At 39.3% G+C, this 21,395-nt stretch carries 21 protein-coding genes; 13 read left to right on the plus strand and 8 right to left on the minus strand.

From position 1 onward, the window contains the following. Positions 1 to 162 precede the first annotated feature (162 nt). Positions 163 to 390, plus strand: coding sequence for a hypothetical protein (locus EZ449_RS23100; RefSeq protein ID WP_131559774.1), 228 nt, complete (start codon positions 163 to 165; stop codon positions 388 to 390). A 205-nt stretch (positions 391 to 595) separates the two neighbouring features. Here the strand turns inward: EZ449_RS23100 and EZ449_RS23105 are convergent, their stop codons facing one another. From EZ449_RS23105 to EZ449_RS13865, 4 genes are all read right to left on the minus strand, one after another. Next, positions 596 to 865 (minus strand): hypothetical protein, encoded by a 270-nt coding sequence (locus EZ449_RS23105; RefSeq protein ID WP_225872321.1) that lies wholly within the window; start codon positions 863 to 865, stop codon positions 596 to 598. 72 nt (positions 866 to 937) lie between these two features. After that, positions 938 to 1,204 (minus strand): hypothetical protein, encoded by a 267-nt coding sequence (locus EZ449_RS23110; RefSeq protein ID WP_225872322.1) that lies wholly within the window; start codon positions 1,202 to 1,204, stop codon positions 938 to 940. A 1,063-nt stretch (positions 1,205 to 2,267) separates the two neighbouring features. Further along, entirely contained in the window at positions 2,268 to 2,864 is a 597-nt protein-coding gene (locus tag EZ449_RS13860; RefSeq protein WP_131559776.1) for a mobile mystery protein B, read from the minus strand. Next, positions 2,855 to 3,319 carry a helix-turn-helix domain-containing protein gene (locus tag EZ449_RS13865; protein WP_131559778.1) on the minus strand — a complete coding sequence of 155 codons (465 nt, stop codon included), beginning with the start codon at positions 3,317 to 3,319 and terminating at the stop codon, positions 2,855 to 2,857. The genes EZ449_RS13860 and EZ449_RS13865 overlap by 10 nt, the downstream gene beginning before the upstream one ends. A gap of 499 nt (positions 3,320 to 3,818) precedes the next feature. Here EZ449_RS13865 and EZ449_RS23505 point away from each other — a divergent pair, with 499 nt between their 5' ends. Next, positions 3,819 to 3,983 carry a helix-turn-helix domain-containing protein gene (locus tag EZ449_RS23505; protein WP_225872330.1) on the plus strand — a complete coding sequence of 55 codons (165 nt, stop codon included), beginning with the start codon at positions 3,819 to 3,821 and terminating at the stop codon, positions 3,981 to 3,983. A gap of 829 nt (positions 3,984 to 4,812) precedes the next feature. On the opposite strand, the gene EZ449_RS13875 is transcribed toward EZ449_RS23505, so the two are convergent. Beyond that, on the minus strand, positions 4,813 to 5,952 hold the full coding sequence (locus tag EZ449_RS13875; protein ID WP_131559780.1) for a hypothetical protein: 1,140 nt from the start codon (positions 5,950 to 5,952) through the stop codon (positions 4,813 to 4,815). Between the two features lie 23 nt (positions 5,953 to 5,975). Continuing rightward, the gene (locus EZ449_RS13880) at positions 5,976 to 6,869 is read right to left on the minus strand and encodes a TssN family type VI secretion system protein (protein WP_131559782.1); all 894 of its coding nucleotides are present in this window, start codon (positions 6,867 to 6,869) and stop codon (positions 5,976 to 5,978) included. A 116-nt stretch (positions 6,870 to 6,985) separates the two neighbouring features. On the opposite strand from EZ449_RS13880, the gene EZ449_RS13885 reads away from it, so the two are divergent. Then, the gene (locus EZ449_RS13885; protein WP_131559785.1) at positions 6,986 to 7,924 is read left to right on the plus strand and encodes a type VI secretion system baseplate subunit TssG; all 939 of its coding nucleotides are present in this window, start codon (positions 6,986 to 6,988) and stop codon (positions 7,922 to 7,924) included. A 10-nt stretch (positions 7,925 to 7,934) separates the two neighbouring features. Here EZ449_RS13885 and EZ449_RS13890 read toward each other — a convergent pair whose 3' ends face one another. Further along, entirely contained in the window at positions 7,935 to 9,806 is a 1,872-nt protein-coding gene (locus tag EZ449_RS13890; RefSeq protein ID WP_131559787.1) for a type VI secretion system baseplate subunit TssF, read from the minus strand. 24 nt (positions 9,807 to 9,830) lie between these two features. After that, positions 9,831 to 10,265, minus strand: coding sequence for a GPW/gp25 family protein (locus tag EZ449_RS13895; RefSeq protein ID WP_131559790.1), 435 nt, complete (start codon positions 10,263 to 10,265; stop codon positions 9,831 to 9,833). A gap of 185 nt (positions 10,266 to 10,450) precedes the next feature. Here EZ449_RS13895 and tssO (EZ449_RS13900) point away from each other — a divergent pair, with 185 nt between their 5' ends. The 10 genes from tssO (EZ449_RS13900) (at position 10,451) to tssD (EZ449_RS13945) (ending at position 21,239) form a co-directional block, all read left to right on the plus strand. Further along, positions 10,451 to 10,972, plus strand: coding sequence for a type VI secretion system TssO (gene tssO / locus EZ449_RS13900; RefSeq protein ID WP_131559792.1), 522 nt, complete (start codon positions 10,451 to 10,453; stop codon positions 10,970 to 10,972). Between the two features lie 9 nt (positions 10,973 to 10,981). After that, positions 10,982 to 11,467, plus strand: coding sequence for a type VI secretion system TssO (gene tssO, locus EZ449_RS13905; protein ID WP_131559795.1), 486 nt, complete (start codon positions 10,982 to 10,984; stop codon positions 11,465 to 11,467). A gap of 39 nt (positions 11,468 to 11,506) precedes the next feature. Next, positions 11,507 to 12,487 carry a PKD domain-containing protein gene (locus EZ449_RS13910; protein WP_131559797.1) on the plus strand — a complete coding sequence of 327 codons (981 nt, stop codon included), beginning with the start codon at positions 11,507 to 11,509 and terminating at the stop codon, positions 12,485 to 12,487. A 41-nt stretch (positions 12,488 to 12,528) separates the two neighbouring features. Continuing rightward, the gene (gene tssR / locus EZ449_RS13915; RefSeq protein ID WP_131559799.1) at positions 12,529 to 14,904 is read left to right on the plus strand and encodes a type VI secretion system protein TssR domain-containing protein; all 2,376 of its coding nucleotides are present in this window, start codon (positions 12,529 to 12,531) and stop codon (positions 14,902 to 14,904) included. Between the two features lie 3 nt (positions 14,905 to 14,907). Next, positions 14,908 to 17,418 (plus strand): ATP-dependent Clp protease ATP-binding subunit, encoded by a 2,511-nt coding sequence (locus EZ449_RS13920; RefSeq protein WP_131559801.1) that lies wholly within the window; start codon positions 14,908 to 14,910, stop codon positions 17,416 to 17,418. A gap of 58 nt (positions 17,419 to 17,476) precedes the next feature. Then, the gene (locus tag EZ449_RS13925; RefSeq protein ID WP_131559803.1) at positions 17,477 to 17,923 is read left to right on the plus strand and encodes a hypothetical protein; all 447 of its coding nucleotides are present in this window, start codon (positions 17,477 to 17,479) and stop codon (positions 17,921 to 17,923) included. 17 nt (positions 17,924 to 17,940) lie between these two features. After that, complete coding sequence (locus EZ449_RS13930; RefSeq protein WP_131559805.1) at positions 17,941 to 19,329, plus strand: DUF5458 family protein; 1,389 nt, start codon at positions 17,941 to 17,943, stop codon at positions 19,327 to 19,329. 132 nt (positions 19,330 to 19,461) lie between these two features. Further along, a complete protein-coding gene (locus EZ449_RS13935) occupies positions 19,462 to 20,034 on the plus strand; it encodes an NAD(P)H-dependent oxidoreductase (RefSeq protein WP_131559807.1) in 573 nt (190 codons plus the stop codon). Positions 20,035 to 20,352: 318 nt separating this feature from the next. Further along, positions 20,353 to 20,748 carry a type VI secretion system tube protein TssD gene (gene tssD, locus EZ449_RS13940; protein WP_131559809.1) on the plus strand — a complete coding sequence of 132 codons (396 nt, stop codon included), beginning with the start codon at positions 20,353 to 20,355 and terminating at the stop codon, positions 20,746 to 20,748. A gap of 95 nt (positions 20,749 to 20,843) precedes the next feature. Further along, a complete protein-coding gene (gene tssD / locus EZ449_RS13945; RefSeq protein WP_131559811.1) occupies positions 20,844 to 21,239 on the plus strand; it encodes a type VI secretion system tube protein TssD in 396 nt (131 codons plus the stop codon). Positions 21,240 to 21,395 lie beyond the last annotated feature (156 nt).

The following is a 21,395-nucleotide window of genomic DNA, read 5'->3' on the forward strand; positions in this document are numbered from 1 at the left end:
GTGATATCATAGCTAAATCGGCTAGGTGGGAAGATATAAAAAAATTAAGCTAATAGGATTACGAGTTGATGTAAGTCTAGGATCCGCTATGCAAATTGTCCCGTTATTACCCATATGATTTACGTGGCATTATATAACTTCATAAAATCAACAATTTAGAATATGGAAAATTCATTTAAAACTGGCACACTTATGGAGCGTAAAAAGGAAAAAGATAAGATGAGAAATATTTATTTAGTTTTCGCGCTATGCGGGTTGATGTTTTCAACAGGATGTTATACCGCCCGAACTGCAGGGAATAGCGGAAAAATTCCCCCTGGACAGGCAAAAAAAGGAACAGGTTCCAAATCGGCAAAACCTTTTGCCCCGGGACAGCAAAAGAAGAATTAAGAGCAAAAGGCTCCTGATTGGGAGGCTTGTTTGCATATGCATGCGAATAAGCGTAGTAAACACCACCTCTGAACTGGAAAATCCGTTGGCAATAACATGGTGTAGAGAAAAAATCTTTAAGAATTACTAATAATGCTTCATCTAATAATTTTTAAAAAAAAAGCCGCCCTTAAAAGACAGCTCTAATTAATCATAAAGGATTTGCTCATTTTGCTAATACTATTGCATTCTGCTCCGCTTCCATAATCGCTTGAGAAGCATATGATTCTGATCTAAGACTGGCAAAGTCAGCTAATTTTATATTTTTCATATTGCTAGCAATCATTGTACTTTGATCAGCAGTACCATTTAATTTTAATACCGCATCATCCTTAACGATAGTATATAAACTGCCTGCTGTAGTTTTGATCTTCGCTGCAGCACTTTGTCCCAAAAATAACTGAAGGTATTTTACATCAAAATTATTGCTGGTCACCACAACTGATTGACCATAAGCTTCAATCCTTTCTAAATCTTTTACGGTAATATTCAGTGTTACCTGACTTGTTTATAATGAATTGATTAATAAGGTTTTTCCATCAGTTGATACTGAGGTTCTTGCTGCGTCATAGTTACTTGTACCCTCTACATTTTGCTTGTCACCTTGCGTTAAGATAAGTTTCACGTTCCCACTCACCCAGATCCTGTTGAATTTTAATAATGATGAAGTTTTTGTTTCTGTTTTAACTGGCTCAGCGGCAAAAGCTGCCATTGCTGAAGTAAATAATACTGTTGTTAATGCTGCTGCGAATAATGTTTTTGCTAATGTTTTCATATCTTTTATATTTTAGGTTTTTGCTATTGTCTTGTTATTAAGACGCCGATGGGCATCAAACGTTGCAGGCAAAAACTTTGTATTATACCAGTGTTAGCAACCGCTAGACCAACGCCTGTAATTTCTAGACGAACACTTTCCAACTTTCTATCCCAACCAGTATTAAATCCAGAGTTTGCGGTCATACTCGTCCTTCGCTGTCCGCTTTATTTAAAAAATATGGCAATGTTCATTTTAATAGCTTGTTCATGAAACATGAACAAAGTGATTTTTTGAACACTCAAATTTATTATACCACACAGGGTATAAACATGAGTAATCCATTATCAACATTTTTAAGAACACAACGTAAGCTACTTAAGCTCTCACAGGACGAATTGGCATTCAAAGCCGGCATAGAACTTCGTTTCCCCCGGGAGTGGATATTCCCACCCATGCCTCTCAATGGGTGGCGCAGTATGGGTCGGAATATCCATTTTGATTTCGTGACTGTAATATTTATCTGTAAAAATATACTGCTTTTATCAATATTAGCAGTGTTTTTTACGTAACCAAATGCTGTCTTTTTAAAAAGAAATGAACATAGATATTCAGGAGACAGTCGAAGGTCTGTCATAATTCATCATAAAATGTAAATCTAAATCTAAATGCTTACCATAGAAGCAGTATAAGATCTGCTTCTACCTGGCCAGTCCCATAATTCTTTCTGACGTTCAGCCAAACTCTAATACTTATTGGTCTATTTAACCTACTATTAGAGTAGAAAAAGACTATGTACTTTTTAATTTTTTATTTGAAGAACCATATTATATTTAAATACCGGAATGGCCAATTGACCAGAGTTTTGTGGCTCAGGATGGAGAGCCCATTTACCGTATCATGTCATGAAGACAATTTAGACGATAAACATACTACCTTAATCAATCAATTTTTAGGGCGGCTGTCAAAATCCCGATTTGGCCGGTCATTGACGCTTTATTGGGATCACAAAACCTCCTGCACAGATTGTTTCAATTCTTACCTCATTATTTCAGTCAACTACTTAAACGTATATACTGTGCGATTAACTTCGCGCAAATTTTATCAGGTCATTGATAGTACCGCGATCTGCCTTGCGTAATGCGCTAATGTAATTAGTCCGCATGTCATCAGCTTTAACCAATGTCGAACTTCCCCAGCTAAATACTTCAAACTTGTAAAGATTCGCGATGATAATATCTGCAATCAATCTTGAATGGCGCCCGTTTCCATTGGGAAAACAATGTATAGCTACGATTCGGTGCTTGAATCTGATGGCTATTTCCTCGGGAGGGTAAGTTTCTTTTTCATGCCAGTAGAGTGCGTCATCAAGTAGCAACCTAAGATCTGTTGCTACCTTGTAGTATGGTACCCCGATGTTTTTATTCGATTTTCTAAAATTACCCGCCCATGTCCAAACATCACCATACATTTTTGCATGCAACTCTAGCATAAAATCCCCGGTGATGATTTTTTTTGCGGGCCATCTATTTTTGAGAGTCCACTCGACTGCCTTTTGGATATTTAACTGTTCAAACTCATCCAACTCTTCTCTAATTGTAATGGTATCAATCCTAAGTCCCGCCTTTTCTTCTTCTTCGAGTGGGGTTTGTCCTTCCTGATATTCGATCTCTAAAGCCATAGGTATTTTGGAAGTTCATCTTTGATATCCTCTGCTTTTTCTATTATCGATTTGCTAAGACGTTCCTTGGTGTTCTCCTGATCCTCAAGTCTCATGGACGCTGAAGTTCGCATAACTATTTTCTTAGCCATCTCATACGCTCTTTGTTCTATCATTTTGCCCAGGCTTTCATCTTTGGGTACTAATGCATAAACTAGTTTCATATCCAGGCATTCTGCAACTTCTTTAAGTGCGTTCAGTGTGATACTTCCACTTTGCTCTCTTAATTCAAGATTTTTGACACCCTGTGGAGTGGTATTGAGTTTTATGCCAAGCGCATTTAATGGCATATTTAAAGATGTACGTATTGCATTTACCCATCCTCTCTCTGGCCTTATTATAGCGGCAGCAGGTTTAAAGGCGGCTAACTTACTATCCAATTGCCCAATGATCAATTCTCTTTTGCGTTTATCCATAAACTAATTTAAGCATATAAGTTTAAATATAAAAATTATTTTAAATATATATGTTTATATTTTTTTAATAAATTCAACATATATGTTTAATTTATGGTAAGTATATGTCCGTTTCCCAACTTGGATAGACTTAAATAAAGTAGGAAATTCCAACGACCTCGTTATTAATATCCAAATCACTGATTGATATTGATGTCGGTCAGTTGTGATACAAATATCTTTGTATAACGGCGTTGATGGGCCATAGATTTCGGAGCATTACGGCCTATTTACCTATGCTGAGCGGTTTTTTCAACGTCAGTTTATAACTCCACAGCTAAGCAATAATCAAATTATAAGCCGAATGGAGGAAATATTAATTGATTTTTTCAAAGGTGATGAATTACAATCCAAATGTATGCCCTCAGTGAGCTAATTTGTAGATGCGATGCATTTATCACCGAATTATCTAAGGCGTCTGCTTAAAACACTTACAGGATAGAGCACCAAAGATCTTATCATTAGGAGAGTTGTCGATATAGCCAAAGAAAAGTTATCGACCACAGATCTGACCATCAATGAAATTGCTTATGCTTTAGAGTTTGATCTCCCGCAATCATTCACTAAGATGTTTAAAAGCAAAGCCAATCTATCACCCGTAACTTTCAGAGAATCTTTCAATTAAAAGATATAATGTTCAGTTTGTTGAAGCCGCACCTTCCTACACTCACTGAAACAGGGGATTTGGATTTAGCCCATAGCTTTACATGGATGACCTATGATGACGGAGGGCAATTTAGCCAAATGAAACTTGTATACAGCAGGGAGGGATTGGGTTTGAAAAGCGTAATGTTGAAGCATAAAATATTATTAAAGAAATAATGTTTAAATGAGATTTTTGCAAGAGGTAAGATTAGTTAAAGACATTTTAATTAATCTTTGCTCAAGTTTATCAGTACTGTTGGCCAAGCAATGTACAGATTGTCACAAATGGTTAAAAAGGAAATCATTTATCTTTAGGGGCTTTAAATATTGATTATTATATGAATGTAGGGGCAGAAAGTGGTTTTAGTGTAGATATTAAAGCATTAAATACCATCGCGTTGATGGCTGGGGTGGTGATGAAGTCCAAATTTATATTCCCATTTAGATATATCTTAATCTAAGTGTTGATGTAAATGCAAGTATAGAGGAAATTGGTTCGGCTTCCGCCGATGCACGTATATAAAAAGAAAAACAGAATTTGAATCTTTGTAAGGTGTTATTTAGAAATAATCTTGGAAAAAACTGGAAATGGGTATCTAGATGGAAAATCCAATCTATTTGACCCAGTATCGCCAAAATTGTAATAGCAAGATAGTTACATATAGCTAACATAAAAAAATTGAATCACCAGTTACAAAAGTAACTGGCTGGCTGTTAAGAGTGATAAGCGTCGCTGGAAAAGATTAAGAATTTCGGCGAGATTATGTAACAAGTGGAAATGTTCCACTCCGAACATCATGCTGTATTTACTAATCAAGTAGTGTCCAGGTTTTGCGTGCCTGAACTTGTTGCACAACCTGTTGCTCGGCAACAACAATGTTTTCCTTGCGCTGGCCGATATATTCTAAGCTGCTTAGCTTATTCCAAAGTGCAACCAGTACGTTCATAAACTCGCTGGACATCATCATGCTGGTATTAATTTGCTTATGGTCGTAAACGAGTTCGATTGTTTTGGCTAGCAGTTCTTCGAAATTACCAGGAGTAACGTCTTTCCATTCATAAAAATATTTTAACAGTTCTTCACGCTCCCGGGGATCAATAAATTTAACCGCCGTAAAAAACACATGAGCCAAGCTGGAGAAATATCCTACCAGAACAGCCGGGGATTCACGGTGAGCTATGTTTCGGTAAGAATAAAACAATCCTGCGATGTAGTCTGCAATTTTTTCTGAAATGGAGCGTATGTTTTTTCCCAGAGGCGTGATGTTGTCACGGCCACCAGTTTTATCGATAATTTTAAATGCGGATAACTGTAGTTCGTTCAACAGGACACTAAAAGACTCGTAGTATCTTATCAACGAGGGGTGACTAGTTATCGTAGCGCTAGGAGGTATATAACTGTTATTAATGGTTAGCCTTCCATTTTCGTAATAAACTTGTCCAATTGTTAAAAAAAAGCTGTCGACGGTTTGTGAACCAAGTTCACTTTCTGGCAGAATTGAAATTGAATAAGATTTGGCAAGTTCGGGGTACCTAATCGGACTTTCGTCAGGATTCGGCGTGCCCGAAGGTATGCGATTGTACGGGTTAACAACAAGCAGAATAAGATAATTTCTGGGTTCCGACTGCCCAAAATAATGATTGTGCACCAACGAATCCATGTTATCGGATTGTTCAATATCTATATGGCAACCTTCAGGGGTAACGGCATTGCAATACCTTATTCGTACTTCGATATGATTGGTAGCCTTTTCTGTAATTTCAATATCGTGCGAACTTTTATAACCGGCGAACGGTGGTAGGAATCCATAATTATTAGCATTGATATTCAGCGATACCGCATTTCTAACAAAATCCTGTATGTACAGATCGCTAACTGTAAAATGGTCGCTGGAAAGCTTCATGCCATTCACCCAATTGATGGGCTTATATCTAAGTGGCTTGATCATGGTAGATGTTTTTTAGGTATGATTTAGATAAAGATAGCACTTTCCCCAACTTCGTTAGGCTTATTTACGTTTTCTGAAACGCGTTTGGCATAAATAGTCATTTTTTCAGTGATGCCATTTTCAATAATATCGAGATCCGGATCTATAAAGATATTACGCTTGAAAAAAGAAGTTTTAATAAAGAAAATCCACTTGTAATTGTCCTGATCACTTCCTTTAAACTCAACCGGGCTCTTGGAAAATTTCAGGTTGTAATCATCGATAAACTTATGGAACCAAATGCCAAAATTCATGTTTTCAACTGCCTTTACCTTCACCTTTAACGGTTCCGGATCGCTACTTTTTCTATACAGTTCCAATTCCAAAACAAGTAATCTGTTGAAATCAACATGATCCATGTTAATGTCTAGCGGTGTTTCAGGATACTTCCAGATCTTGAATATTTCTGAAGGTATACCAAGCAGCGCCACGTATGCCCACCAGAAAATCAAGGGTACAAAAAAACATATAATGCTGCCCGCACCGTACCATCCGAAATTAACAGAACTTAACCAATTGAACGCCAACTGAAATAAATATACCGCAAGGATTGTTGATACTAATGTAGAAAAAAAGATGAAAACCTTGCGTTCAAGTAAATCATTCGCATAATATTTAGTGAGTAGGAAAACAAATAAGCTACCCATTAACAAATAGAGAATACAACAAATTATGTAGCCCCAGGGCAGGAAATTGAAATTTAGAAAGCCCAGAAAGCCCGGGATAGCTAAAATCAGTCCGGTGAGCAAAACGCTTACTATCAATCTTTTGTTGCCTAGAATCTGATTCTTTTTATTTAGGATTGATAAAACTGCGGTAGATACCAGAATGATCAGTGGGAATAAGAGGTAGCGGATAAAAAATGATTGAACGTCCATTAATTTTGTTGATGTGTGATATTGCAAATATAGTATCTTTAATACTTGATTATATTCCTTATTTTGTTCGAAAAATAAAATTTTATCTACAACAAAAATGCAAGCTTAAAGTTTAAATGAAAAAAGAAACTTTGATTAATAACGAACTATTTACAGACTACAAGGCAATAGCTAAGGCGGCCGATTTGATAGAGCGCTCGATAGTTGATGCCGACCAGATAGAGGTGGTTCCAATTGGGGCCGATAAACGGGCATTTGCGAAAGATATTGAATCGTCTACGTTTTATTATTCGGAAAACAGAAGACACGAACGCATACGGATTACCACCAATCGCGAAAGCTTATATGACATGCTTCCTGAAGGCCTTTTCCACAGGCCGCCTACCGGAAGTGCCGGAATGGATGAGGAATCTATGATTGATGATATCAGGGAAAGGCGAGAAGAAGAAAAACATGCAAGATTGTTTTTTACTCCTTTTGATACCGAAATTAACCGTGTTCGGGTGATGACGGAGCTTTATGAAAATAAGCTCGATAAAAAGACTACCTATTCCGAATTAAGCCGCATCTTTGAGTTTGGATGGAACGAATTTAATCTCCTGAACAAAGAACAGAGCATCATCTGGATGCACCTGTTGCCCGAAATACAGCAAAAAAGAAACGATATCGATTTTGCCGCAAAAGTGCTGACAGCGTTATTTAACGTTCCCATCGCCGTTAACAACGCCACAGCACAACTCACAGGGATTGATGTTTCAGATGATATGCAGATTAAACTTGGAGTGGGCGCTCTGGGTATTGATACCATCATAGGCAACAGCTTTGCTCCAGACCACGAATGTTTTCAAATAAGTGTTGGACCAACTGCTCCAGATGAACTGGTTGCATTTATGCCCGGCCAAAAGAACCGGGAAATTCTCGATATGGCACTGAGTTACCTGATGCCCGTTGATGCTGAAGTGGATGTAGAACTGGTAACAGCGCCCGATTTTCAGGAAACCCTTCTAAGCGAAACAGGAAGCAGCGCTTATTTAGGTTATACCGTTTACATTTAAGGATTTTCCTTCAGGTCTGATAGGCATATTCCGCGGCGTTCTTCAAAAACATACGGTAGTGTACATTCATGGCACTTCGCAATTTTAGCTTGGAAAGGGTAATACCTAATAATTCTTCCCAATCAGACTTTGTTAGCCTCGCGACTTCTGAAGGTTCGATCACAATATCTGTTGTTTTGATGAAACCACCTTTTGGTTTATTATCCAGCATGATGCCCTTAACCAGTGTTATGCTTTTTAGTTTGGGTCCAAGTTCGTAGTGGCAGAAATTAATGACATCTGCTTTGGTGATCACCTTATCTCCTGTGGTTAAGCCGTATTTGTAAGCCTGTACTCTGTTGGCTGCATTAAGCTTCGAACGGCCGCCTTTCGATTGACTTAATAGAAAAACGCTCTCCGGGTTGACCCTGTTGTTGCCATAAACCACTAAACGGCTGCCCGCATTGATATGGTTGGCCTCTTCTGCCTGCGTAACCCAAATATCTAAAAATAGAATATCGGCCTCATCAATAGGCTTAATGATAACATAGCTTGGCAGCTCTTTAATGTCTTTTAATGCAGAGCGACTTTTTTGCTCGATCAAGGCCATGTTTTGTTCCAAATTTTTAAGTGCCGTGCTTAAAAAATCTGGCCCATATGCCGAAAAGGCCGCTTTCTCATCTCTTAAAAGTTCAAAAAGATATTCTACAAGCTCTTTGGCATTTCTGGTATCAAAACGCTCGGTGCCCCCATATCGGATTGAAAACGAGCCGTCGCCTTTTTCGTTTTCATTGGTATAGGGAATCTCATTATAGCTTTTACCTTTATTGTCCTTCAGGTTTTCAACGGTAAGCATCTGGTCAAATCCCTCAGTTTTTATCGGCACCACATTGTTCATCGTTTTGAGGCGGTGTTTTATTTGGCTCAGTTTTTTATTGACCACTGGAAACGCATTGATATGAACGTGAAGTTCGTTGAGCATATCCTGATTGATTGCAGCAGGCAACACAACTTTCAACCATTTTATTTCGCTACCGATCCTGTTCAACTCCGCCTGTTGAAAGAGGTTTGAAAAATCTGATGGCATTTCTCTAGTTTCTTCGATGTTAAAGTTGTTAAGATCGCCAAGCGTTAGAAACCTGTTGCTGTAAAACTGCAGTACATCAGATTTGATTAGGTTGAGCAACTGCTTGTGGTAAAATGGTGCCTGGGTTTTTCCGGTTACCGGCTCGTCCATAAACCGCTCTGTGTATGATGTGAGCTCATTACCTTTATAATACCATTTGCCCAGCGCTAAAAGGTCGTATGCATTTTCCGGTACAGCATAATTTTTCCAGTCGAAAAATAAATTTAGTTTATTAAAGTCCATCCAGTCCTTTATCCCGCTAAAGCCGATGTAAAGAACATTTTGGGGTATGGAGAAGCCAGGCAAGCTATTAACAGCAGGCTGTTTGTTAAAACCTTCCACACTAAAGATGGTATTACCCGTGGCCATATATTTTACCGAGGCATTGAGCAGTTTCACTGTATGCAAGGGGCTGAAAAAAATATCTGTCTTCTTTGTCTGATCAGTTTCCAGTTGCACATCTTTTTTGAAAGAAAACTGGTGGTAAGGAGAAACGAGATCTTCCAGATCATTTGGGCGGGCATGGAGAATCGCATGGGCTGGTAAGGAGGAGGTTAAATGGTCGGGCGCCAGGATTCTGCTTATCTTATCAAAGATTCTGTTTTCTAGATTTTTTACGTCGTTGGCAACATTAAATAACTCGTTGCTTAAAGCCTCAATTATCAGTTTAACCAGAGGATCAAAATCGTTGCTATCTTTTATGTTCCAAAAATCCTCTGCATTTTTTAATATTCGGTTACGGATCTCATCCTTTGATGAATAAAAAACTGGTTTCATATGTACGCTATTTGGGGCGGTTAATTAGGTAGATAAGGGACTGAGAAATAAAGCTGTATTAAAAAAATATTTTTCACCCGTCGCTTTTATTAGCGCTCTTACGCTAATATCTACTTTTTTTTTGATCTCTGTTATCTTACGCATAGGGTAAACGTTTTCTACCTCGGCTATGTGAATATCTACAGACATATTGTATATGCGAAGCTCGTGGTCAGTAATGGACTTAAGAAGCGATTTGCGGAACTTTTCTTCCCAAATACTCTCGCTCACGATGAGCTCGAAATCCAGGTCCCATATCTCGCAACCGAAGTTTTGCTGGTAACGGTGTTCGCCGTATCTGGTGAAAATTATCAGTTCTATGTGGTTAGAAATCGATTTTCCAAGGTCTGTAGATTGAATCCCATTGCCCGAAAATAAAGAACTCAATCTGAAAGGTTTGTTGAAAAATTTATCAGACATAGATGTTTGGCTTAAAGTTTGTTAAAAGTAATTTAAATAAATCGTTTAAATAACCAAACAACGAATATTAAAAATTGTTACTGTAAAATGTTGATTTGATAGTGATGTGATTTTGGGGAGAGTGGCGGGCAGGTGAGTGTAGAATTAATTATTAGACCAGTAATATGTGAAATCCATAACAACCTATGAAACCCATTAACGCCCTTGAAATTAGAAAAGCTTATATCAAGTTTATCTCAAATTTTGTCTTTTTAACCCTTTTCTCTATACTCTGCATCTTCCTTTTCTTTGTCGCGGCAGATTTTGAATACGCCCTCCTGGATAAGAAAGTAAAAGAAGCTGAAAAACTTTCGTATTTACGAAAAGACATCAATACCAACTTTGACCTTATTTTGGTCCGTTTCAAGGAACTCGCACAATACCGCGACTATAATGCCAACGAAATGAGCAAGCAAGGCATTCTGCTCAATGATATCCAAACTTCCAACAACAGAATTAAAGACCTGATTTCGAAAAAACCAGAAGCCAGTGCCAGTTTTGACTTGTATGAGAAAATCAATAATAATGTTGGCGCAATGGCAGATTTGCAAGACTCACTCCTAAAGTCCAGAGGTGATATCCAAAGGTATAAAGAACAGATAAACGATTGTCAGCGTGCAAATCAGTCTGCGGCTAACAAGATTAGAAATGGCAGATACGGCAGGTAATTAAACAACATGATAAAACTAAGTATAAAAGAAAGACGCGAACAGTTTTTGTTTTTCGCAGCGCTGTTTATTTTCACTGTTGGGCTGCTAAGCTTTGGGATTTTTTACAATGACAAGTCACGCTACGAAATTTCCAAATCAGAGCTCGAGGTGAAAATCAACGAAAATGACGCTTTCGAAAATATGGTTAAAGAAACCATGCCAACCGTAGACACTACTTTCAAGCAGATTACTCGCTACAACCCAAATGTACAGGCCGTGTTTTTAAAAAACGACATTCAGCTTTCGTTGGGCTCAATCAGAGCGGCATTTGACCGTAAAGCATCTGATTCTCGATACAAGATATTTGTGCAGACTGCACAACTTTACGACCGACTGTTTTACGACAGGCAGGAACAAAACAGAAATATTTCAGATATTGAACTGCATAAAAGACAACTTGACGACTGCATAACCAACAGGCGACAACTGCAGCAAACCATCTCATCAAGATAAAATACCAAAACCATCCTAAAACCATCAAAAACGCTTAATATGTCCGAAACCAACACGAAGCAGATCAGCTCTAATTCACAGGGATACGTTATACTTTACATCCTGCTGGCTGTATTACTCTTAACAGGGCTTATTTTTTTATTCAAAAGCTCTTTCTTCGACAAACGTAAAATTGACGCAAGGATTCTCAAAGATGAAATTTATTTAAATGAGAGTCTAGTATTTACAGACAACACACCCAAGGCATCAAAATGGCTGTGGGAATTTGGTAATGGTGCTAAGGCCACTACAAAAACCGGCTCCTATCACTACACCAAGCCAGACACCTATATTGTGCGGTTGACTGTTGATGGAGAACTCCGCCAGGAGTTTCCAGTTACCGTAAGGGATACGGTGAAAGCGGCAGTCGTAGATAGTGTTTTGACCATTAGCGGGCCAACAGCCGGCCTGGTAAACGAGGAGATCAGACTTGAGGGAGATGGCGATGGAAAGGATTTTGAATGGTCTTTTGGAGAAACCGGACGTGTAGATGTAAAAGGAAAAACCGCCCTGTACACGTATCGTGCACCGGGAAAATATGTTGTGCGCCTGCGGTCTGATAAAAGCCGAAAGCCTGCTTATCTAACCGTTTTAATTACTGATCCGAATGCAGAGATTGTTGAAGATTTAGTTGCGCCGGGAGATGGAGAACGAAAAACTATCGATGACATCAGAGCCCGGTTACAGGCTATCGCCAACGGTGCAGATTTCAATTCCAATTACTACTACCTCATTAAAAAGTATATGTGCGGCAATGAGAAGGTTACCGTGAACGTAGAAATGAACGGAAAGAAAAAACAGACCGATATTTACTCCTATTGTATGGGACTCACCTTTGGCGGTGAAATAGCAGTAGATGAGGCACAGCTTTCAATTAAACCGAATTCTACCTGTGCAAGCCTTTTAAACATAAAACAGCACTCTGGTACTACACAGCCTGCTGAGGCAACCCAGGCAGACGCTCCTGCAAAGACAAGATAGATCAATACTGTATCCTAACGCTTAAGCTCATCCTATTCAATATGAAAAAATATTATTTCTTAACCATCATCCTTTTAGGAATATCAATGGCTAATGCCCAATCCCCTGCGTCGTTTGGTAAAAAGGTTAAATATATGCCAAAATCTTACGAGCGGCCCGCCAAAACAATAAATATCAATGAAAATACTTCCGGTAGCAGCCTACCCTGGATAGTTTTCTCAGACCGCGAAGACAACTACACTACCACTGCACCCGGTGGAAGTCTGATTATGAAAAAGATCAGTTTTATGGAGCCTTTCTATGTATCCAAAGAAGAAAACGGGTACCTGAAACTCATAAAGTACAAGGCGGGGATGATCAGAGGCCGTAAGATCAATGATAAAAAAAGCGCAATAAGCTACGGATGGATATCCAAATCAAAGTTGCTTCTGTGGCAGCGTGCTTTTTCCAACCAAAAAACAGGCTATGCAGAAAAAGCTATTGGAATTGTCAATGGCAAAAATCCCCTTACCGAGCCAAAATTTTATTTCGATACTACGGACTCGATTCTTGTCTACAGCACGCCTGAACTCAAAGACCGCCGCACCAAGGTAAGGCTCCACGAAATTGCCTATATCTATAAAAAATCAGAGGATGAAAAGAAATACCTGATAGGTTCAGAGGATCAGTTGTTTGCAGATTCTGCACGCAAAAGTGTTTATGGCTGGGTTTCGGCGGAAGCCATGCACAGCTGGGGCGACAGGTTGTACATCAGTTCCACTAAACCTGGCGACTATAGTCTTGAAGACTCAACTGCAGCAGCCATTTCAGTGGGTATAAGTAATGGAACCCCATTTATGGCTGACCCCTTGCTACCTGCAGGAAATGTGATTCTAAAAGGCTTTCCTGTTATTTCAGAAAATGAGAGCAATTATACGGTTGGCATTGCAACAGATGTTTTCAATAAAACAGACAATAAAATATTGACCATTAACGGCTCTGCATTTTCTTATCGTGATTATGTTGCCCTTCGAAAAAATAAGACAAAAGTTAATGTTGTCTTTGTTGTAGATGGCGGAAGCTCGATGAGCAAATACCTCTCCGGGATGACCAATACCATTGCATCTTTTGAAGGTATTTTGGATAATTTTGGGAAAGGTACCCAGGTTAGTTATGGAGGTGTGGTTTATCGCGGAGAAGATGGCTGCCCCATAAATGGTCTATTAACCAGTCCCATCCAAAATGACTACAGGCAGCTTATGAGTTTCTTATCAAATGAAGCAAAGAATACGGAAAAGTGTAACAGCGCAATTTCTGAGTCGCCGGTTTTCAGCGCAATGAAAGCAGGCTTAAGCTTATTTAAGGGAAAAAAGAATGAAACCAATCTTATTGTTCTGGTAGGCAGCACCGGAAATTCCGGAGGCACAAACAATTACCTGATTAATGAACTAAGCGAGCAGGTTGCACTTGCCGACGCTAGGATTCTGGCTTTGCAGGTATACAGTGATTACAATTCTGTTTTTAATGATTTTGTAATTCAGTCTCGTAAATTGGTTTCCGAATCTGCTATCCGATCTGCAGAGTACAGGAAGAATACGATGGTAAGGGGTGAGGGGCTCAAGAGTTTCCAACCGTATAATACAAGCCTTCAGGATTCGATTTCCTATTACCTGGATTACCCGAAGAACAGCCTGATTCAGGGAGGAGTCGTCTTCCCAACCAAGGGAACTGTAAATTCAAACGAAAGTATGACCATTGCATTAAAACGTTTTGTGCAAGAAACCAATTCAGACATTTACAACCAGATAAGTTCTTTAGACAGCGCATTCCGTTTAACGGGCATAGCACGTAGGAATCTGTCGAAAAACGTTGAGGACTTGCTGCCTCCGCCTGTGGGAATAGAGGTGGCAGACCGGATGCCGCACAATGAATTTAAATATTACAGTACCGCAACCCTTCCTGCAGACTTCGTCAATAAAAATCATTCGGCACTGCAATACGCCATTGTGCTGAACAATATGGAGTATAGGCAGATAACAGATGTGTTTTCAATGATGTTGGGCCAAAATCTACAAGCCGATCAAAGCTCCTTTAGGAGTAAATTGGTGAAAAACTATGTAAAAATGCCCAAACAGCTTTTAGGAATTAAGGTATCTTCCAGTGAAATCAAAGCGATGAGCCTGGCCAGTTATTTAAAGCTGGTTACTGGTTTGCCACTGAATAATGAGTTTTTGAACCAGTACAAAATAGGTGATTTGAACAAAACCTCAAGTATGCCATTAGCCCAATTTGAAAATTATATCAGATTACTCAATGAATCGGTTCAGCAAATCAAAAGGGCTACCCAAATTGAGCAACAGTTTGTTTCGAATGGCAAATTATATTATTACATCACCGAAAAGAACTTTAATCCGGCAGTGATGCCAAAAACCAATTAGATAATGGCAATCACAAATTTTAGCGAATCGGTAAAAACCGCATTGCGTATCGCCCAGTCATTAGCAAAAGAATATGGCAACCCGACATTTTCAGCGGCGCATTTACTCAAAGGGTTAATGCACAAAGACGTCGGACTGAGGTCTTTCATCACTTCAATAGGGAAGGATGAAGAATACATTAGCGAGTGGGCGGAAGTGAGGATTGACGAACAACCAAAATCAGCTAGTTATAATGACGTGGTAACGGGTGCACCAGAAATTCCAATCATTTTTGAAGAGGCAGATAACGTACGCATAAAGCTTGGTCTTGATTTGATTACACCTGTCTGCGTATTAACTGCGTTGGCGAAACCTGGTGTTGGTTTTCAGGTAGACCAGCTTAAGTCCTTTCCAATTAAAGAGAAGGAAATATTGGAGCTATATGTAAAAGATGAAGAAATTGCCAGGGCAGTTGCACCAGATTCGAACGCTGACCACTCGGAAAAAAAACCTACTAATAATGCACTCTTGAAATACTGTGTAGACAGGTTACAAATGGTTAGGGATGGCAAAACTGATTCGATAATTGGCCGGGACCGGGAAACAAGAATGATGATGGAAATTCTTTGCCGGAGAACAAAGCCAAACGTCATTCTTACTGGTGATGCCGGTGTGGGCAAAACTGCACTTGTCGATGGTTTTGCGATTGATATTGTAAACCAGTCTGTACCTGAAAGTCTAAAATCAGTCCAGCTATATGAGCTTGATCTAGGCTCGCTCATTGCAGGAGCCTCTTACAAAGGTGAGATAGAGGATCGGCTAAAGAATATTATTAAAGAGATTAAACAGTTCGAAAAGGCAGTGCTTTTTATCGATGAAATTCATACCCTGTTGGATAGTAAAGGCCCATTGGGCGCTGGAATTGGCAATCTGCTGAAACCCGAGCTTGCGCGTGGCGAAATAACGGTAATAGGTGCAACCACAATCGATGAGTATCGGAAGATTATTGAGCCAGAACAGGCTTTCAGCAGGCGTTTTGAAGTACTTCAAGTGAATGAACCAAATGAGGAGAGCACAATAAAAATGCTCCAAAAGCTGGCAGTGAAATACGAAGAACACCATGGTTTAGGCATCGAGCCAGATGCAATGGAAGAATGTGTACGGTTAGCCAAGCGCTATATGAAAGATAGAAGGCTTCCGGATTCTGCTTTCGACTTGCTTGACCGCACAATGGCAGCCATGAAGATGATGAATGATACTTCTGAGCTGGTAATATCAACTTTGGAGCAAGATTTGGAAGACTTGAGGGCAGATGAGGGAGTGCAAAATAAATACAAGGACTACAAATGGCTTTACTCCCTTTTGCAAAATAAACTTAGCCCTGTTCTGTTGGGAAGGTTAACCGATGAAACGCAAACAGATGCCTTTGAAACTGCTGAGGAATATCAGCAATATATTCAAAAGAGCCTTGCTGAGCTTAAAACTTTTGCGCTGGAGAAAAGCGAACGCATCACCAAGCAAGACATTGCATCAATAGTTGCCTACAAAACAGGCATTCCAATGGGCAAGCTTCAGGCAGGCGAGAAGGAAAAACTGCTCAACATGGAACAGTACCTAAAAAAACGGGTTGTTGGTCAGGATCAAGCACTGAAAGCAGTTTCTGATGCTATTTTAGAATCACGAAGTGGATTAAATAAAAAGGGGCAGCCCATCGGATCTTTTTTTCTGTTGGGACCTACAGGAACCGGCAAAACCGAGCTTGCAAAATCAATTGCAGAATTTTTGTTTAATGATGAAAAGGCGATGATCAGGTTTGACATGTCGGAGTTTAAAGAAGAACACAGCGCAGCGCTTTTGTACGGAGCCCCCCCGGGCTATGTCGGATATGAAGAAGGCGGACTTCTGGTGAACAAAATCAGGCAACAGCCATATTCGGTGTTGTTGTTTGATGAAATTGAAAAAGCACATCCATCAGTGTTCGATACTTTTCTGCAGATCCTTGATGAAGGCCACATGCATGACCGGTTAGGAAAGGAAGGTGATTTTAGCAACTCACTTATTCTTTTTACCTCGAACATTGGCAGTGAGTGGATCGCAGAACAGATAGGAAAAGGAATTATTCCTGCTTCAAATCAACTAATGGAGGTAATGGCAGGTCATTTCCGGCCAGAATTTTTGGCCAGAATCTCAGAAATTGTTCCATTCGCCCCGATAGATGAAAGTAACGTGGTACGGATCTTTGAAATCCAGCTGAACAGTTTGATCCAGTCTCTGAACAAACTTGGTATTGAATTTGAAATTTCAGAGGATGCTAAAAAGATGATTGCGCTTGACGGCTTTACACCGAAATACGGTGCAAGGCAGCTATCGGCCGTCATCAGAAATCTATTGAGAAGGCCAATATCCAAATACATAATTGCAGGCGAATTGAAGAAAGGTGCTACTGTAAAAGTAAGCAAACAACCTGCTGATAATCAGCTGATATGGGAAATTATCGAGCCTGAGATTGTATCAGCAGAACAAAAATTGAGTTAATGCGTTAAACTACTATATTTACAATAAAAAATAAATCATAACCCTAAATCGACATATTATGTTTAATTATGAAATTGGTGGAAATGAGCGAAAAATTGATACCTCAGAAGCTTTCGCAGAAATCGCCCACAACAAAACACTCTTCGTACAGAAGCTGACCGATAATGAGCCCATCAAACCGGAAAAGGTTGAGGGTTTGAAAACAGTAAAAGATGTATTCGAACATTACAAACCTAATGTAAAGGTTGCCTTCGAAAAGGATGATGGTTCTACCGTTGCGGAAACCATTAGCTTTAATGACCTGAGTGATTTTGGTGTTAAAAATATCATTGGTCAAAGCAATTACCTGACTAATGTAAACATTGAAAGGGAGATGTCGCTTAATGTTATTAAGCAACTTAAATCAAACAAAACTTTAAAAGCTACACTGGATGATGAAGAAACCAAGTCTGCATTCATCAGCGCCCTTAAGAATTTTGTAGACGAATTGGAGCAAAATAAATAATTAAACGCCTAGAAAAGATGTCAAACCCTCAAGAACTACAATCAGAACAAAATAATTCCTCAGCTGGCTTTAAACCGGCAGAGGGTAAAGCCATAGAAAAAACATCCCTGAAGGATAATCTGGAAAAGCTGGCAAGAGTTGGAGGTTTCGATTTGCTCGAATCCACCGTAGACGGCCTCCAAAACCTTAACCCGGAAAGAAAAGCCAGAAAGCAAATTTTTCTGACAGGTGATGAGAAAAAGAAGGACCGCGAAGAACTGAAAAAGAAAATTCAGCTTTGGATTGATGTACTGGAAGCTTCAACATCTGTTGCCGATATGGTGGAAAAAAGTACGCAAAAACTGAATTCTGCTGAAGAAAATCTGAACAAGAATATCGGTACTGCCTTGGAAAGAACCAGAGAACTTGAGCAGGCTTATCGCTCTGTACACTTGTTTTACAAGAACACAGAATCTGATAAGCTTAAAAACGTTGTGCTTTTGAACGCCTCTATGGATCAGATAAAGGATTTAGACAATCCGCGCTTTATTGAGTACGTGGATGATGAGCTGAAACAAAATTATGACCGTCTGGATCTTCGTAACAACTATTCCTTAATGGTTGTGCCGGGTTATATGGGATCAAACAAAGTGTTAGAGAGATGGGGTAAAATTGCGCACAGCAACAAAGCGATGCTGGTAACAGACTTTGCCGATCTGGATCAGCCAGATGACGTATTAGACTTATTTACCGCTGCGAATTTCACCGGAGCAGATGCATTCAGATCAAATGTTATCATGACCTGCAACTGGCTTGTTGGGCGCGGAAAAGTAGCAGAAGTAGGCGAAGAAGATGATTTAACTGTTCCCGGCTCGGCAGCTTTAGCTGGTAAAATGTACTACACCCTCATGTCGCAGGTTACCGCTGGTAAAAAACACGGAGCCATTAATGAGGTTGATGGGGTTAAGTTTGACCTTAAAAAGAGCGAGATTTCACATTTGGAAAGAGTAGGACTTGTACCAATGGTGAATGAATATGGAAAGGTAATGGCTTTTTCGGCCAAAACCCTTTTTAACGGCGACAACGTTGGTCTACAAACCTATTCAGTAGTTCGCGTATTTGATTACATCACAAAAGTGTTATTCGATTTTCTTAACAGAAGAGCATTTGAAAACTGGACATCGAAAACCGAACAGGATCTTAGGGGACAAATTGTTAAGTTTCTGGATGGTATTCAGGGTGCAGACCGCTTAATTGAGCGTTTCAAGATTATGAAATTTGAACGCGATGAACAGCAAAAAGACAGGATTCATCTGGACATTCATATCACGCCGTATTTTCCTGCAAAAAGCTTTGTAGTAAAGCTTGATGGGCATAAAGGTGAAGACGAAAGTACTACCTGGGCCTCGGAATACAACCAGCAATAAAAACCTAACCTCGTTCATAAATAAGAACCTGACCATGCCGGTCGGGTTTTTTTCGTTTATGATACGTCGAGTTAACAAAATCTTTATAATTTTGTAACACATCTCCCGCCTCAAATCTAACACCAAAGAATAATGAAGCAAGTACTTATCCTAAATGGGGATATAGATAAGACAATATCAACAGGATTTTTGATTAACGCCTACACAACGGGCGCAAAGAGTGCTGGCGCAATGGTGAGAGAGATTGCTATTATTGATCTTATTTTCAATGCAAATAAGCTTTTTAATAACAGGCAGATCGCTGAGCTTGAACCGGATTTGCAGAAAGCGCTGAGTGTCATCAGGCAGAGTAATCATATTGTCCTTTTCTGTCCGGTATATGTAGATCACATTCCTACGAAAATTAAGGGATTTTTTGACCGCCTTTTTATGCCCGATCAGATTTTTAACGCACAGCAGCAGAAAACAGACAATAACTTTAGCGGTAAATCAGCAAGGATTATCTCTATTCTTGATGAGGAAACATTCAAAGACTGGAAAGCAAGCAAAAAAACGACTTACCTGTCCATCAAGAAAAATACTTTTGAAAAGTGCCGCATTAGTCCGGTACTCACCAACACGATCGGGCAGCTTCACTCCCTTGATAATCATTACAGTAAAAAATGGGTTACCAAGATGGAAAAATTTGGCGTACAATTAATCTAGCCCTTTCGTCTGTTTAACTGAACTGGCAGTGTAGCATTATGCAACAAATTGCCCAGATTTCCCACACATTTCAAGTCATGTCAGTCAAGTTAGGCAACTGAGATAATTTTGTTACAGAGAATTAATTGCAAACTGACTATTCCAACATCCCATTCATTTTTATTTTTAGCTTGCTTTCCATGCCCGTAAACATAATGGGAGTAAACTTCTCCGCTTTATCTATTTGAATCTCATAGCATTTGGCTTGATATTTGGTTTAACTTCGACATGTAGCAGAGGCTACTCAAATCAATTTTTTAACCTTTAAATTTTAAAACTATGGCTTTCAAAGCTAGATTAAATTTTTCGGGCAAGGAGTACGATGTGCTTCACTGTGCCTATGCGTTAAACCGTGATGTAGATGCCAAGGGAAGACCTTCTTCCGGTGTTTATGGCGGAACTATCGATGTCGAAATCGAATCAACAGAGGACACTTCGATTATTGAGGCTATGGTAAACAACCAGTACAAGCCGATTACTGGAGTTCTTCTGATCAAAAAATCTGAGGAAGATGCCAAAATGAAAGAGGTCAGTTTCGAGGATGGCTACATTGTTAAATATTCCGAAGGAATTAACATTGTGGGTGATCATCCAATGACACTGAAATTTCAAATCTCTGCTAGAGAGTTGAAAGTAGGAAATGCAGTACACGTAAATGATTGGCCTAAAGCTTAACCATTTCACCGGATTTCTTATCTGTATTTATTCAGTACAGGAATCCTTCTGCGTAATTAAATCATTATTTCTTTCAATCATTTAAAAAAATTATCATGGCATTTAAAACCAGATTAACGTTGGGCTCAAAAGAATTTGATGTCCTTCAATGCAGCTTTTCATTAAACAGAGATGTTGACGCAAAAGGCCGTCCCTCATCAGGTGTTTACGGTGGTACAATTAACATTGAAATTGAATCAACTGAAGATACATCAGTTATTGAATCAATGGTGAATAATCAATACAAGCCACAGTCGGGAACGATTGTCTTCAAAAAAGGCGAAGAAGATGCCAAAATGAAAGAACTTACCTTTGAAGATGGTTATATTATCCAATATAATGAGGGCATTGCAGTTAATGACAATACACCAATGACGTTGAGCTTCGTAGTATCTGCACGTACGCTGAAACTAGGAAATGCGCACCATGAAAATGACTGGCCAAAAGGATAGTTATTTTCGGAATACATTTTAAGCTCCATGCGTCCGATTTAGCAGGTCGCATGGAGTTTTCAGTATTGAATTTAGAGACGATACTGCATTTATGACTTAGCGATTTAATTTTATACGAACTCAACATATTGAATTATTGAAGCCTTAAGGCAAATA

The organism is Pedobacter frigidisoli (genome assembly GCF_004331675.1).
GTDB lineage: Bacteria > Bacteroidota > Bacteroidia > Sphingobacteriales > Sphingobacteriaceae > Pedobacter > Pedobacter frigidisoli.